This is a genomic window from Gemmatimonadota bacterium (assembly GCA_016712265.1).
GTDB lineage: Bacteria > Gemmatimonadota > Gemmatimonadetes > Gemmatimonadales > Gemmatimonadaceae > RBC101.
This window is the reverse complement of record JADJRJ010000031.1, coordinates 1,325,315-1,337,289: the sequence shown is the minus strand read 5'-3', so window position 1 is coordinate 1,337,289 and position 11,975 is coordinate 1,325,315. Positions and strand designations below refer to the sequence as shown.

Sequence of the window (11,975 nt, the reverse complement as noted above, 5' to 3'; positions counted from 1 at the left end):
TTGCAACGCGACAGGCGCGACAATGCGTCGCTACTCGAGGTTTCCCTTCGTGCCGCCCGTCTGGCCGCGGCCGGGATCCTCGAACACGCCCGGGACGTGTCGGTGATTGACTGGCAGGTCAAGTCACGGGCTGACTTCGTGAGCGTCGTGGACCAGGAAGCTGAGGGGCGCATTGCCGAAGTCCTCGCCCGCGCATTTCCCGATGCTTCCATCGTTGGGGAGGAGTTGAGCCCGGGCTCCGCCGTTGCCGGTGGCCTCACCTTCATCGTCGACCCGCTGGACGGCACGACGAACTTCCTGCACGGGTACCCCAACTTCGCCGTGTCGATCGGCGCGGCCGTGGACGGGGAGCTGCGCGCGGGAGTGGTCCTCGACGTCTCGCGCAACGTGGCCTTCACCGCGACCCTCGGCCGGGGAGCACATCGGGACGGGACGCCCATGCGCGTCTCCTCGCTGACCGACCCAGGGCGGGCCCTGGTGGGTACCGGTTTTCCGTTCAAGCACCCGGAACAGATCCCGACCTACCTGCCCCAGTTCGCCCGCCTGATCCAAGCCACGGCGGGCGTGCGCCGTGCGGGTGCCGCTGCGTTGGACCTTGCCGATGTCGCCTGCGGGCGATTCGATGCGTTCTGGGAGCTGATGCTGGCACCGTGGGATATGGCCGCCGGCATCCTCCTCGTGCGCGAGGCCGGCGGCCTCGTGACCGACCTCCGCGGCGGCCCCCTCGCCCCCTCCCACAGCGGCCTCGTGGCCTCCAACGGAGCGATGCATCCATGGATGCTCGCGCAACTGCACGACGCCCCCTGACGCCAGCACCTCCCCCTCAGCTCCCGTCCGAATGACGCGCCTCGTTGAGTGTGTGCCCAACTTCAGTGAAGGTCGCGATGCCACCGTCGTGGCCGCGATCCGTGATGCCATCGCCTCGGTCGAGGGCGCGGTCGTGCTGGACGTCTCCAGCGACCCGTCGCACCACCGCTCGGTCATCACCTTCGTCGCCCCGGCCGACGTGGCGGTGGAGGCCGCGTTTCGGGGGATGCGCGAGGCGGCGCAGCGCATCGACCTCACGCGACACCAGGGCGAGCATCCCCGCATCGGGGCGACCGACGTGGTCCCGTTCATCCCGCTCGAGGGCGCGACCATGGAGGACTGTATCGCCCTCGCGCGCACGTTAGGCGGACGCGCGGCGGCGGAACTCGGCATCCCGGTCTTCCTGTACGAGCGGGCCGCCACCCGGGCGGATCGCGAAAACCTCGCCGATGTGCGCCGCGGCGAGTTTGAGCTCCTGCGCGACGAGATCGGCACCAACACGAACCGGCGCCCCGACTTCGGCGCGCCCGCGGTACATCCGACGGCGGGGGCCACGGCCGTCGGCGCCCGCCCGTTCCTCGTCGCCTACAACGTCTACCTCGGCCCTGCCGCCAACCTGCCCGTCGCCAAGGACGTCGCCAAGGCGCTGCGCCACTCCTCCGGCGGGCTGCGGTACGTGAAGGGGCTGGGCCTCGAGGTCGACGGTCAGGCGCAGGTCTCCATAAACCTCACCGACATCGAGAAGACCCCGCTCTATCGGGCCTTTGACATGGTCAAGATGGAAGCGCAGGCGCACGGCGTTTCCCCCACGTGGAGCGAGGTCGTCGGCCTGGTCCCGGAACGCGCCCTGTTCGAGACGGCCGCGCGCCACCTGCAGCTGCGTCACTTCTCCCCGGACCTCGTGCTCGAGCGGAAGGTGCGCGCGGCCGTCGCGGGTGGGGAATCCCTGTCCGGCTTCGTTGCCTCGGTCGCGGCACCCACCCCAGCCCCCGGCGGCGGTTCGGTCGCGGCCCACGTCGCAGCGTTAGGCGCCGCGCTCACCCAGATGGTCGCCGGGCTCACGATCGGCAAGAAAAAGTACGCGGCCGTGGACGCGGACATGAAAGCCCTCGCCCTCGAGGCCGCTGCGCTCGGCGCAACCCTCACAGCCCTGGTCGCCCGCGATGCCGCCGCGTACGACGGCGTGATGAACGCCTACAAACTCCCCAAGGACACCGACGAACAGGTTGCGGCCCGGACCGCCGCCATCGACACCGCACTGCTCCACGCGGCCCAGATTCCCCTGGATACCGCGCGCGCGTGTGCCAGTGTGGCCCGCCTCGCGGCCATCGCGGCGACGCGGGGCAACAGCAACGCCGTCTCCGACGCTGGGGTCGCGGCCCTCCTCGCCGACGCCGGGTGCAAAGGCGCCGCCTACAACGTGCGGATCAACGTGAGTTCGCTTGCGCGACGCGAGCTGGGTGCGTCCCTCCTGGCCGAGCTAGCCCAGGTTACGCACGAAGCGTCCGGACACGTGGCCACGGCCACGGCGGCCGTGGAGGCTGCTATCGGCAACTAGGGAAGGCGATAGAGCAGGAGGCTGCGCCCCACGCGCGCCTCCGGCTCCAGCCCGTCGAGGAAGGCGAACGCGTCAGGGTACAGCGTCCATTGCCGGTTCCTGAGGACGGCATCACCGCGCTGGCGCAGCGTCTGACTGATCACGAACCAGCCATGGACCGGCTCGCCGCGCACCCACTTGGCGCGTACCGGAATGCCGTACATCTCGGGGACCGCGCTCCCGAAGTAGGCCGTCGTCACACTGTCGATCCCCCGCGTCCGCAGCGTATCGCGCAGACGTCGCAGGTCCTGTCCCCAGTCCAGGTCGCTGTCGACGAGCACGCGCTCGGGATGGGGCCCGGCCAGTTCGTTGAAGTACGCCAGGTAGTCCGGGTGAATGCGCGCCGTGGACCAAAGCCCGGCCAGCGTCACCCCGGCCAACAGCACGCGCCCCACTGACGCCGCGCGTCGCCATGCAGCCACCAGCGCAATGCCTGCACAGAGCGCCAGGACCATGAAGACCGGCAGCACGTGCCGCACCCCGATGTTGATCCGAGCCGGGATCGACGGGGCCAGCACGGCCACCGCGAGCAACAAGGGAACCGCCAGGCGCCAATCGCGTGCCGTCCGGGCGCGCCCGGCGAGCATCACAACCCCAGTCAGGCCAAAGGCCAACAGCGTGAGCGGGGCCTTGACCCCAATGCCCACCGGGAAGAACAGGAGCTTCCCGTCGCTGTACGCCGTCCCGAGCAGGAAGGAGGCATGCCCCAGGGAGTTGTGATTGAGCATGTCGCGCACCCCCTGGATGAGGGTGGTCAACGGGAACGGCACGCCCCGTAGGCTCCCCACCTGGAAGCGGTAGATCGCCCACACACAGATAAACGCCACGGACGCCGTCACCAGCAGGCTTCGCCAATGCGCCTTCGACAGCGTGAGGACGCCACCCGCCGTGCGCTCGGGGGTCGTGGCCCCACGTCCCCACCAGTGGCGCAGGGCGAGCACCAGGCCGACCGTGCCGCCGAAGAAGACCACCGAGGACATCTTCGCCGTGAGGGTGGCCGCACCGGCCACCCCGAGCAGGACACTGTGCGCACGCGTGGGGCTGTCGAGCCACCGGGATGCCACATACAGCAATGCGGTCAACGTCCCCAGCAACGCCATGTCCGTGGTCGCCACGCTGGCGTGCGCCAGGACAATCGGTGTCAGGGTGAACAAGACGACGGCCACCGCCGCCTCAGCTGGCCCGGCGAGGCGTGCCGTCCACACCCAGAGCATCAGGCACGCCAGGATGAAGAACGGGAGGATGCCGAGGCGCGCGAGGAACAACGTGCGGTCGGCGTTCTCCGCATGAATGATGGCGCGACCCTCTCCCCAGATGTTCGGGACATGCTGGGACCCGATACCAGACAACCAGGGGCCGAGCGCCACGGCGGTCCGGGCGAGCGGGGGGTGCTTGGGTTCGTAGGTGAATCGCCCCTGATCGAGCAGTTCCATCCCGGCGGCGATGTGCACCCCTTCGTCGAACGTCTCGCCGAAGACCTCATATGTCGCTACGATGCGCATCACCCCAAGGGCAATCGCCAGCGCAGCGACGAGGTGACTCCAGCGGTGGTTCATGGCAGGCAGGGGCTCATCCCCCCCGGACGACTGGCGCGCCGCCGCGGCACCGTCACGCGACTCGCGTGAGCACGCGTGGCCCGTCGGCGGTTACGGCGATCGTGTGCTCGAAGTGCGCCGACGGAGATCCGTCCGCCGTCACGATGGTCCACTTGTCCGACAGGGTGCGCGTCGCCGAGCCGCCCATGTTGACCATGGGCTCGATCGCGATGGTCAAGCCGGGGAGCAGCTTCATCCCTCGCTTCGGCTTTCCCTTGTTGGGCACCTGTGGATCCCCATGGGGCTTGGTCCCCACATAGTGGCCCACCAGGTCGTCGGCAACCGTGTAGCCCGCGGGGCCAACCACGGCCCAGATCGCCGCTCCGATATCGCCAATGTGGTTGCCCACCACGGCGGCAGCGATTCCGGCATCCAGGGAACGACGCGTGACATCCATCAGGCGTTCGATCTCCGGGGAGACCGTCCCAACCGGGACGGTGATCGACGCGTCCGTGAAGTAGCCCTCAAGCTTGACCCCGACGTCCAACTTGACGATGTCCCCCCCCTTGAGCACTCGCCGGGGTGAGGGAATGCCGTGGACGATCTCCTCGTTCACCGAAATGCAAATCGCCCCAGGAAACCCGTAGAGTCCCTTGAACGCCGGCGTCGCACCGGCATGCGACCGAATGAAGGCTTCCGCGGCCTCGTCCAGTTCCTGAGTCGACACTCCGGGGCTAACGAGCGGACGCAAATGGGCGTGCGTCATGGCCAACACGTGCCCACCCCGGGCCATGATCTCCAGCTCACGATCCGACTTGAGGTGGATCACAGCGCCAGCGCCTGCCGAGCACGCGACAGCACCTCGTCCATGGCGCCCAAGGCATCGATCCGCCGGAGCGGACCGCCGGTCTGTTCGTACCACCCGATCACGGGGGCCGTCTGCGCATGGTACGTCCGCAGGCGATTCCGCACCGCTTCGGGTTCATCGTCCTTGCGACGCACGAGGGTGCCCCCGCACTTGGCACAGCTCGCCCCCGGCGCCTGTCCTGCATAAGGCGTCTGGCAGCTCTCGCAGACCGTCCGGCCGGACAAGCGGCCCACCAGCTCTTCGTCATCGATCTCGAACAGAAGCACGGCGTCGAGCGGGCGCCCCAATTCAGAAAGCACGCGGCTCAATCCTTCAGCCTGCGGGACGGTCCGAACAACGCCGTCGAGGATCGCCCCGCGGGACGCCGTGGGAGACGCCAGCGCCTCCTTCATGATCCCCAGGATCACCTCGTCCGGGACAAGGTCCCCACGGTCCATCGCCGCCTTTGCCGCGAGGCCGAGTGGGGTCTGCTCCCGAACGGCGGCGCGCAACACATCGCCAGTCGCAACCTTCGGGATGCCAAGCTGCTCGGCGAGTTTTTCGCCCTGGGTGCCCTTGCCTGCGCCAGGAGGACCAAGGAGGACGAGGATCATGGATGCTGGAATTGGAGTTCAGTCAGACGGCAGACGGCAGACGGCAGACGGCAGACGGCAGACGGCAGACGGCAGACGGCAGACGGCAGACGGCAGACGGCAGACGGCAGACGGCAGACGGCAGACCGATGATTGCGTCACAGCCAGCAGGGCGCCAGAGGGCATCCCCCCGCCCCCTTATGGAAAGTGGACGGCACGCTGGGCGCCGTCCACTCCGGTACCGCACCGACAGACCCAAGGCCGCCGTCTAGAAGCCGCCTGTGGCGCCCTGCCGCCCACGGAAGCGCACACGACCCTTCTTCATGAAGCCGTCGTACTTTCGCAGGAGGAGATGCTGCTGCATCTGGGCCATGGTATCGAGGGCCACACCGACCACGATGAGCAGCGAGGTCCCGCCGAACCGGAAGGGGACGTTGATCCACTTCGCAATGATCACCGGGAACAGGGCGATGGCCGTCAGGAACAACGCGCCCGGCAAGGTGATCCGCGTGACGACCTGTTCGATGTACTCGGCCGTCTTGGCTCCGGGCTTGACCCCTGGGATGAACCCGCCCTGCTTCTTGAGGTTCTCCGCGATGTCGATCGGGTTGAAGATGATCGACGTGTAGAAGTACGTGAAGAACAGGATCAAGAGCGCCGACGCGATCAGGTAGGGCCACGACCCTTCTGCGAAGAAGTCCGCAGCGCGTTGCAATCCGGGGTTGCCGCTGAACTGGGCCAGCGCGCCCGGGACCACGATCACCGACTGCGCGAACACGATCGGCATGACGCCGGCCGAGTTGATACGCAGCGGGATGAAGTTCCGTGCGGCCTCGCGCATGCGGCCACGGGCCATGGTGCGTTGCGGGATCTGGATCAGCACCCGGCGCGCCGCCAAGGTCAGGGCCACGACCCCAGCGACCACACCCACCATTACGAGGGCGAGGACGACGAGCGAGAACGCGCCGACCGCTCCCGTGCTCACGAAGTTGAAGGTCTGGAAGATGGCACTCCAGAACCGTTCGACGATCGAGAAGAAGATGATGAGCGACGCCCCGTTGCCCAGGCCGCGCTCGGTGATCTGCTCACCGAGCCACATCACGAACACGGCGCCCGCCGTGAGGATGACCGACATCTGGAGGCGGAAGCCGAAGCCCGGCGTAGTCACCGCGCCCTGGAGCGACTCGGTGAACAGCGCGAAACCCCACGCCTGCACCAACGCGAGCCCGACGGTGAAGTAGCGGGTCCACTGGGTGATCTTCTTCCGCCCTTCTTCATCCTTGTTGAGCTTGTCGAGCGACGGGATGAGCTGGGTGCCGATCTGCGCAAAGATACTCGCGGAGATGTACGGCATGATGCCCAGGGCAAACACCGTCGCACGCGACAGCCCGCCACCCACGAACAGGTCGTAGAGGCCGAGGAGTCCGTTGGTCTGCTGGTTGTTGAAGAAGTCCAGCAGCGCGACGGCATCGACACCGGGTGCCGTGATGTGGGAGCCCAGCCGATACAGCACCAGGCACCAGAACGTGAAGACGATCTTCTCCCATAACTCCGGCGTATTGCGAATGTTCGCCAGCGCCTGGGCGGGATTGGACTGCGCCATTTACTCCTCGATGCGGCCGCCAGCAGCGACGATCTGTTCCCGAGCCGCGCCGCTGACCTTGAGACCGCGAATGGTGTACGCCGACGTCACCGCGCCATTGGCCAGCAACTTCACCGGGCCTGAGCGCGCCTTCACCAGTCCTGCCTTCAAGAGCGCTTCCACTGTCACGTCACTGCCCTCTACCCGCGCCAGGTCATCGAGCCCGATGATCTGGTAGCTGGTGCGAAAGCGCGCGTTGTTGAACCCGCGCTTCGGGATGCGACGTGAGAGCGGCATCTGCCCACCCTCAAAGCCGGGCTTGCCGCCACCCGGTCCGCCATGGCCCGCGCGGGCCATCGAGCCCTTATGCCCCTTGCCTGAGGTCTTGCCGGTCCCGGATCCGGGGCCGCGTCCCAGACGCTTGCGGTCGCGATGCGAACCGGGCGCTGGCTTCAGGTTATGGAGCCCGATCTTCTCCTGGGTAGCCACTGTCACTTACTCCTTGATCGGCGACACCTGAACCAGGTGCCGCACTTTCTTGATCGCCCCGCGCAACTGCGGGGTGTCCTTCTGGATCACGGTATCCTGGTGGTGTCGCAAACCGAGCGACTCCAGCACCAGACGCATCTTCCACGAATGGCCGATCCCACTCCGGACCTGGGTCACCTTGACCAGCTCACCCGTGGGGGCCGTCTCTTTTGGCGTGTGTTGCGGCCCGCGACTGCGGTGCCACACGAATGTCCTAGGCATGCGCGCCCTCCTTCGCCTTGTGGCGGGGCTTGTACCGCAGCGCCGAAACTTCGATGCCGCGCTCGCGGGCGATCTGTTCCACCGTCGTCAGCTGCTGCAACCCGTCGAACGCCGCGCGCACCATGTTGTGCGGATTCGTCGAGCCTAACGACTTCGTGAGGATGTCCGAGATCCCCACGCACTCCATCACCGCACGCACCGCGCCGCCGGCGATCACGCCAGCACCCGGCGCCGCCGGCTTCATCAGGACCTTGCCGGCCCCATGATGCCCGACGACCTCGTGCGGAATCGTCGCCCCGGTCAACGGGATCGACACCATCCGCTTGCGAGCCCCTTCCACCGCCTTGCGCACGGCCTCAGAGACTTCGTTGGCCTTGCCCGTGGAGAAGCCGACCTTGCCCTGCCCATCGCCCACCGCGACCAACGCGTTGAACGAGAAGCGCCGACCACCCTTCACGACCTTGGCGACGCGGTTGATCGCGACCACGTTCTCGATCAGGTCGGAACCGCCCTCGCGGGACTGCGACTCGCCGCCGCGACGATCGCGGCCACCATCGCGCCCACCGGGTCCGCCGCCCTCGCGACCGCCAGCCTGGCCCCCACGGCCGCGGCCACCGCCGCCACCACCGGGACCGCCACGACCACGGCCGCCACCAGCGCCTCCGCGCCCGCGGCCACCGCCACCGCCCGGCCCACGGCCCGGCGAAACGGCTGGCTGATCTCCCGTCGTTCTCGGCTCAGTCATATTAGAACTCCAGCCCGCCTTCGCGGGCCCCATCGGCCAGCGCCTTGACGCGGCCGTGATAGCGATAACCAGCGCGGTCGAAGGTCACCTTCGAGATCCCCGCGGCCTTCGCCTTTTCGGCGAGGGTCTTGCCCACCTGCGTCGCCTTCTCCGCCTTCTTTCCGGTCAACCCGTTGTCGCCAACAGTGACCAGCGTCTGGTGCGACACATCGTCGACCAACTGCGCATAGATGTGCTTCAGCGACCGGAAGACCACGAGACGCGGGCGCTCGCCCGTCCCCGTCACCTTCTTGCGCACTCGCAGGTGCCGACGATACCGCTGCTCTTCCGCCGTACGCGGAATCGGAATACGACGCATTACTTGCCTCCGGCCTTGCCCGCCTTGCGGCGGACCACTTCGTTCGAGTAGCGCACACCCTTCCCCTTGTAGGGCTCCGGCTTGCGCAGCTTGCGGATCTCGGCCGCGACGCGGCCGACCACTTCCTTGTCCGCCCCTTCAATGATCACCGTCGTCGGCTGCGGCGCCGTCAGCTTGATGCCCGCCGGGGCCTTCACCTCGATCGTGTGCGAGTAGCCCAGCGACATCAGCAAGCCGTAGGGCTTCACTTCAGCCTTGTAACCCACACCCGTGATCTCGAGCTGCTTCGAGTACCCCTTCGTGACCCCTTCGACCATGTTGGCGACCAGGGTCCGCGACAGTCCATGCAGGGCCTTGTGCCGCGGCTCGTCCGACGGACGCGCCACCGTGATCGTGCTGTCCGCCAGGCTCACCAGGACATCCGGGTGAAACCGACGCGTCAGCTCGCCCTTCGGGCCCTTCACCGACACCACCGATCCATCGACCTTCACCGTCACGCCGCCAGGCACACTCACCGGCCGCTTGCCAATACGAGACATGTTCGCGCGCTCCTTACCAGACCAGGGCGAGCAACTCGCCCCCGGTGTGCGTCCGGCGCGCGTCGCCGTCCGACATCACACCACGTGACGTGCTCAAGATCGCCATGCCCAAGCCGTTGCGCACGCGCGGAATCTCCGTCGATCCGACGTACTTCCGGAGCCCCGGGGTCGACACGCGACGCATCTCGCGGATCACCGACTGCCCGCCGGCGTACCGCAGGATGACGCGCAGCAACTTGTGCCCCTCTTCAGACTCCACCAGGCGGTAGTCCTGGATGAAGTTGTTCTCCTTGAGGATGCGGGCGATCTCCGCCTTCATCTTCGACGCCGGCATGTCCACGCGACGGTGCTTCGATCCGCAAGCATTGCGGATGCGCGTGAGCATATCGGCGATCGGGTCGGTCATGCTCATTCGGTTTCTCTCTCTCCTCCCGTATCCCTGCGGACGCGGAGGAATCAGTGTTCAACGTGTGGTCGCTTGCCTGTCGCCTGCAGCCTTCGACCTGCCACCAGCCTACCAGGACGCCTTGCGAACGCCAGGGATCAGCCCGTTCAATGCCATTTCGCGGAACGCCATGCGCCCGAGGCCGAAGAAGCCCTCGTACCCGCGCGAGCGCCCGGTCATGCTGCACCGATTGCGGATCCGCACGGCCGACGAGTTGCGCGGCAGCTTGCGCAGCTTCGCGTACGCCGCGGCCTTCTGGGCATCCGTCGACTTCGGGCTCTTCACGATGGCGAGCAACGCCTTGCGCCGCTCGCGGTACCGGGCGACCAGCGCCTTGCGCTCGTCGTTCTTCACGATCTTGCTCGTCTTGGCCATTTACGCGCCTCCCTGGAACTGCACCTGGATCGGACGGTCGTCACCGCGGAACGGCATCCCGAGCTCGCGCAGCAACGCGAAGGCCTGGTCGTCCTTGTTCGTCGTCGTGACGAAGGTGATGTCCATCCCGTGGATCTGTTCGATCATGTCGTAGTTGATCTCGGGGAAGATCATCTGCTCCTTGATCCCCATCGAGTAGTTCCCGCGGCCGTCAAACGACCGCGTGCCGAGTCCGCGGAAGTCGCGGACGCGTGGCAGCGCCGCGTTGACGAACCGGTCGAGGAACTCCCACATCGTCGTCCCGCGCAGCGTGACGGCGACGCCGATCTCCTGCCCCTCGCGCAACCCGTAGTTGGCGATCGACTTCTTCGCCTTCTTGCGGACCGGGCGCTGGCCGGTGACCAGGGCGATCTCTTCTACCACCGAATCGAGCACCTTCGGGGTCTTGATCGCCTCGCCCATCCCGACGTTGATCACGATCTTCTCGAGCTGCGGCACCTGGTGGGGGTTCGTCAGCTTGAACTGCGCCATGAGGCGCGCACGCACTGTGGCCTTGTAGTGCTCGCGGAGGCGGGGCGCCGGGGTCGGGATCTTCGCGCCCGCGTGCGGCCCCTTGGGCAGCATCGACTTGCGCTCACCGCCCTTGCCGCCACCCGAGCCGCCCTTGGGCGTCCCAGCGCCACTCTTCTTTTCCTTGGTTGCCATGTCTTGAGTCCTCGGACGTTAGCGCGAACGGGGAATCGCGTCCCCGCTCTTCGCCGCGATCCGCTCCTTGGTCCCGTCGGCGTCGATGCGGTGCTTCACACGCGTCGGCTTTCCCGACTTGGGGTCGAGCAACATCACGTTCGAATGGTGGATCGGCGCCGGCATCTCAATGATCTGGCTCTGCTCCTCCGCGCGCCGGGCCTTCCGGTGACGCTTGACCATCTTCACCCCTTCCACCGTGATCCGGCCGGTCTTGGTGAAGACGCGCAGCACCTTGCCTTCCTTCCCTTCATCCTCGCCGCGCATCACCCGCACGGTGTCACCCTTCGTGATCGGCAGCTTGACCCGCTCCGCCTTGATCGCGTGACGGCCCGCGCCGAGGCGCTTCCCGTCGTTCTTCCGGTACTTGAGGACTCGCATGCTACAACACCTCCGGCGCCAGCGACACGATCTTCATGTACCGCTTGTCGCGCAGCTCGCGCGCCACCGGGCCGAAGATGCGCGTGCCCACCGGCTCGCCCGCATCATTGATGATCACGACCGCATTCTCGTCGAAGCGGATGTACGTCCCGTCCTTGCGGCGGGTCTCCTTCACCGTCCGGACAACCACGGCCTTCGCCACGGCCGACTTCTTCACCGTCCCGCTCGGCAGCGCGTCCTTCACCGCAATCACCACCTTGTCGCCAAGGCCGGCGTAGCGGCGGCGCGTCCCGCCAAGCACGCGGATCACCAGCGCCTTCTTGGCGCCCGAGTTGTCCGCCACGCGAACCATCGATTCCTGCTGGATCATCGGTCCGCCCTCCTATTGCGCGCGAGTAACGATCTCGACCACGCGCCAGCGCTTGTCCTTCGACAGGGGACGCGTCTCCATGATCCGGACCGTGTCCCCGCGCTTGGCTGCGTTCTCCTCATCGTGCGCTTTCACCTTCAGCGAACGCGTCACCATCTTCCCGTACACCGGGTGTGGGACGCGCCGGTCCAGGCGCACAACCACCGTCTTCTGCATCTTGTCGCTCACCACCAGCCCCACGCGTACCTTGCGTGCGGCTCGGTCGGCTGGCTGCCCGTTGTTGGTCATCTCGGCCATGTTCGGTGCC

17 protein-coding genes are annotated in these 11,975 nt (G+C 67.1%); 2 read left to right on the top strand and 15 right to left on the bottom strand.

The window, feature by feature from the left end:
* A complete protein-coding gene (locus IPK85_26675; GenBank protein ID MBK8250950.1) occupies positions 1–807 on the top strand; it encodes an inositol monophosphatase in 807 nt (268 codons plus the stop codon).
* A 31-nt stretch (positions 808–838) separates the two neighbouring features.
* Positions 839–2,365, top strand: coding sequence for a glutamate formimidoyltransferase (ftcD, locus tag IPK85_26670; GenBank protein MBK8250949.1), 1,527 nt, complete (start codon positions 839–841; stop codon positions 2,363–2,365).
* On the opposite strand, the gene IPK85_26665 is transcribed toward ftcD, so the two are convergent.
* The 15 genes from IPK85_26665 to rpsQ form a co-directional block, all read right to left on the bottom strand.
* On the bottom strand, positions 2,362–3,960 hold the full coding sequence (locus IPK85_26665; GenBank protein ID MBK8250948.1) for a hypothetical protein: 1,599 nt from the start codon (positions 3,958–3,960) through the stop codon (positions 2,362–2,364). The genes ftcD and IPK85_26665 overlap by 4 nt on opposite strands.
* Before the next feature lie 52 nt (positions 3,961–4,012).
* Positions 4,013–4,768, bottom strand: a complete 756-nt coding sequence (map, locus tag IPK85_26660) for a type I methionyl aminopeptidase (GenBank protein MBK8250947.1) — start codon at positions 4,766–4,768, stop codon at positions 4,013–4,015.
* Positions 4,765–5,400 carry an adenylate kinase gene (locus IPK85_26655; protein MBK8250946.1) on the bottom strand — a complete coding sequence of 212 codons (636 nt, stop codon included), beginning with the start codon at positions 5,398–5,400 and terminating at the stop codon, positions 4,765–4,767. The genes map and IPK85_26655 overlap by 4 nt, the downstream gene beginning before the upstream one ends.
* Before the next feature lie 247 nt (positions 5,401–5,647).
* Positions 5,648–6,982, bottom strand: coding sequence for a preprotein translocase subunit SecY (secY, locus tag IPK85_26650; protein MBK8250945.1), 1,335 nt, complete (start codon positions 6,980–6,982; stop codon positions 5,648–5,650).
* A complete protein-coding gene (gene rplO, locus IPK85_26645) occupies positions 6,983–7,432 on the bottom strand; it encodes a 50S ribosomal protein L15 (GenBank protein MBK8250944.1) in 450 nt (149 codons plus the stop codon).
* Positions 7,433–7,456: 24 nt separating this feature from the next.
* The gene (rpmD, locus tag IPK85_26640; protein MBK8250943.1) at positions 7,457–7,711 is read right to left on the bottom strand and encodes a 50S ribosomal protein L30; all 255 of its coding nucleotides are present in this window, start codon (positions 7,709–7,711) and stop codon (positions 7,457–7,459) included.
* Complete coding sequence (gene rpsE / locus IPK85_26635; protein MBK8250942.1) at positions 7,704–8,456, bottom strand: 30S ribosomal protein S5; 753 nt, start codon at positions 8,454–8,456, stop codon at positions 7,704–7,706. The genes rpmD and rpsE overlap by 8 nt, the downstream gene beginning before the upstream one ends.
* Position 8,457: 1 nt before the next feature.
* Positions 8,458–8,814 (bottom strand): 50S ribosomal protein L18, encoded by a 357-nt coding sequence (locus IPK85_26630; GenBank protein ID MBK8250941.1) that lies wholly within the window; start codon positions 8,812–8,814, stop codon positions 8,458–8,460.
* On the bottom strand, positions 8,814–9,353 hold the full coding sequence (gene rplF, locus IPK85_26625; GenBank protein ID MBK8250940.1) for a 50S ribosomal protein L6: 540 nt from the start codon (positions 9,351–9,353) through the stop codon (positions 8,814–8,816). The genes IPK85_26630 and rplF overlap by 1 nt, the downstream gene beginning before the upstream one ends.
* A 13-nt stretch (positions 9,354–9,366) precedes the next feature.
* Positions 9,367–9,765, bottom strand: a complete 399-nt coding sequence (rpsH, locus tag IPK85_26620; GenBank protein MBK8250939.1) for a 30S ribosomal protein S8 — start codon at positions 9,763–9,765, stop codon at positions 9,367–9,369.
* 102 nt (positions 9,766–9,867) lie between these two features.
* Complete coding sequence (gene rpsN, locus IPK85_26615; protein ID MBK8250938.1) at positions 9,868–10,173, bottom strand: 30S ribosomal protein S14; 306 nt, start codon at positions 10,171–10,173, stop codon at positions 9,868–9,870.
* Positions 10,174–10,797: a 50S ribosomal protein L5 gene (rplE, locus tag IPK85_26610; GenBank protein MBK8250937.1), complete on the bottom strand. Its 624-nt coding sequence runs from the start codon at positions 10,795–10,797 to the stop codon at positions 10,174–10,176. It lies immediately after the preceding gene.
* A gap of 99 nt (positions 10,798–10,896) precedes the next feature.
* The gene (gene rplX / locus IPK85_26605) at positions 10,897–11,217 is read right to left on the bottom strand and encodes a 50S ribosomal protein L24 (GenBank protein ID MBK8250936.1); all 321 of its coding nucleotides are present in this window, start codon (positions 11,215–11,217) and stop codon (positions 10,897–10,899) included.
* Between the two features lie 82 nt (positions 11,218–11,299).
* On the bottom strand, positions 11,300–11,668 hold the full coding sequence (gene rplN, locus IPK85_26600; protein MBK8250935.1) for a 50S ribosomal protein L14: 369 nt from the start codon (positions 11,666–11,668) through the stop codon (positions 11,300–11,302).
* A gap of 12 nt (positions 11,669–11,680) precedes the next feature.
* Entirely contained in the window at positions 11,681–11,956 is a 276-nt protein-coding gene (rpsQ, locus tag IPK85_26595; GenBank protein MBK8250934.1) for a 30S ribosomal protein S17, read from the bottom strand.
* Positions 11,957–11,975: the final 19 nt, after the last annotated feature.

Coding starts and splice junctions, on each gene's coding strand:
- IPK85_26665 (MBK8250948.1), bottom strand. CDS start 3,960: ATGAACCACCGCTGGAGTCACCTCGTCGCTGCGCTGGCGATTGCCCTT.
- rpsN (MBK8250938.1), bottom strand. CDS start 10,173: ATGGCCAAGACGAGCAAGATCGTGAAGAACGACGAGCGCAAGGCGCTG.
- IPK85_26655 (MBK8250946.1), bottom strand. CDS start 5,400: ATGATCCTCGTCCTCCTTGGTCCTCCTGGCGCAGGCAAGGGCACCCAG.
- ftcD (MBK8250949.1), top strand. CDS start 839: ATGACGCGCCTCGTTGAGTGTGTGCCCAACTTCAGTGAAGGTCGCGAT.
- rpsH (MBK8250939.1), bottom strand. CDS start 9,765: ATGAGCATGACCGACCCGATCGCCGATATGCTCACGCGCATCCGCAAT.
- rplN (MBK8250935.1), bottom strand. CDS start 11,668: ATGATCCAGCAGGAATCGATGGTTCGCGTGGCGGACAACTCGGGCGCC.
- rplE (MBK8250937.1), bottom strand. CDS start 10,797: ATGCTGCCCAAGGGGCCGCACGCGGGCGCGAAGATCCCGACCCCGGCG.
- rpsQ (MBK8250934.1), bottom strand. CDS start 11,956: ATGACCAACAACGGGCAGCCAGCCGACCGAGCCGCACGCAAGGTACGC.
- rpmD (MBK8250943.1), bottom strand. CDS start 7,711: ATGCCTAGGACATTCGTGTGGCACCGCAGTCGCGGGCCGCAACACACG.
- IPK85_26630 (MBK8250941.1), bottom strand. CDS start 8,814: ATGCGTCGTATTCCGATTCCGCGTACGGCGGAAGAGCAGCGGTATCGT.
- rplF (MBK8250940.1), bottom strand. CDS start 9,353: ATGTCTCGTATTGGCAAGCGGCCGGTGAGTGTGCCTGGCGGCGTGACG.
- rpsE (MBK8250942.1), bottom strand. CDS start 8,456: ATGACTGAGCCGAGAACGACGGGAGATCAGCCAGCCGTTTCGCCGGGC.
- secY (MBK8250945.1), bottom strand. CDS start 6,982: ATGGCGCAGTCCAATCCCGCCCAGGCGCTGGCGAACATTCGCAATACG.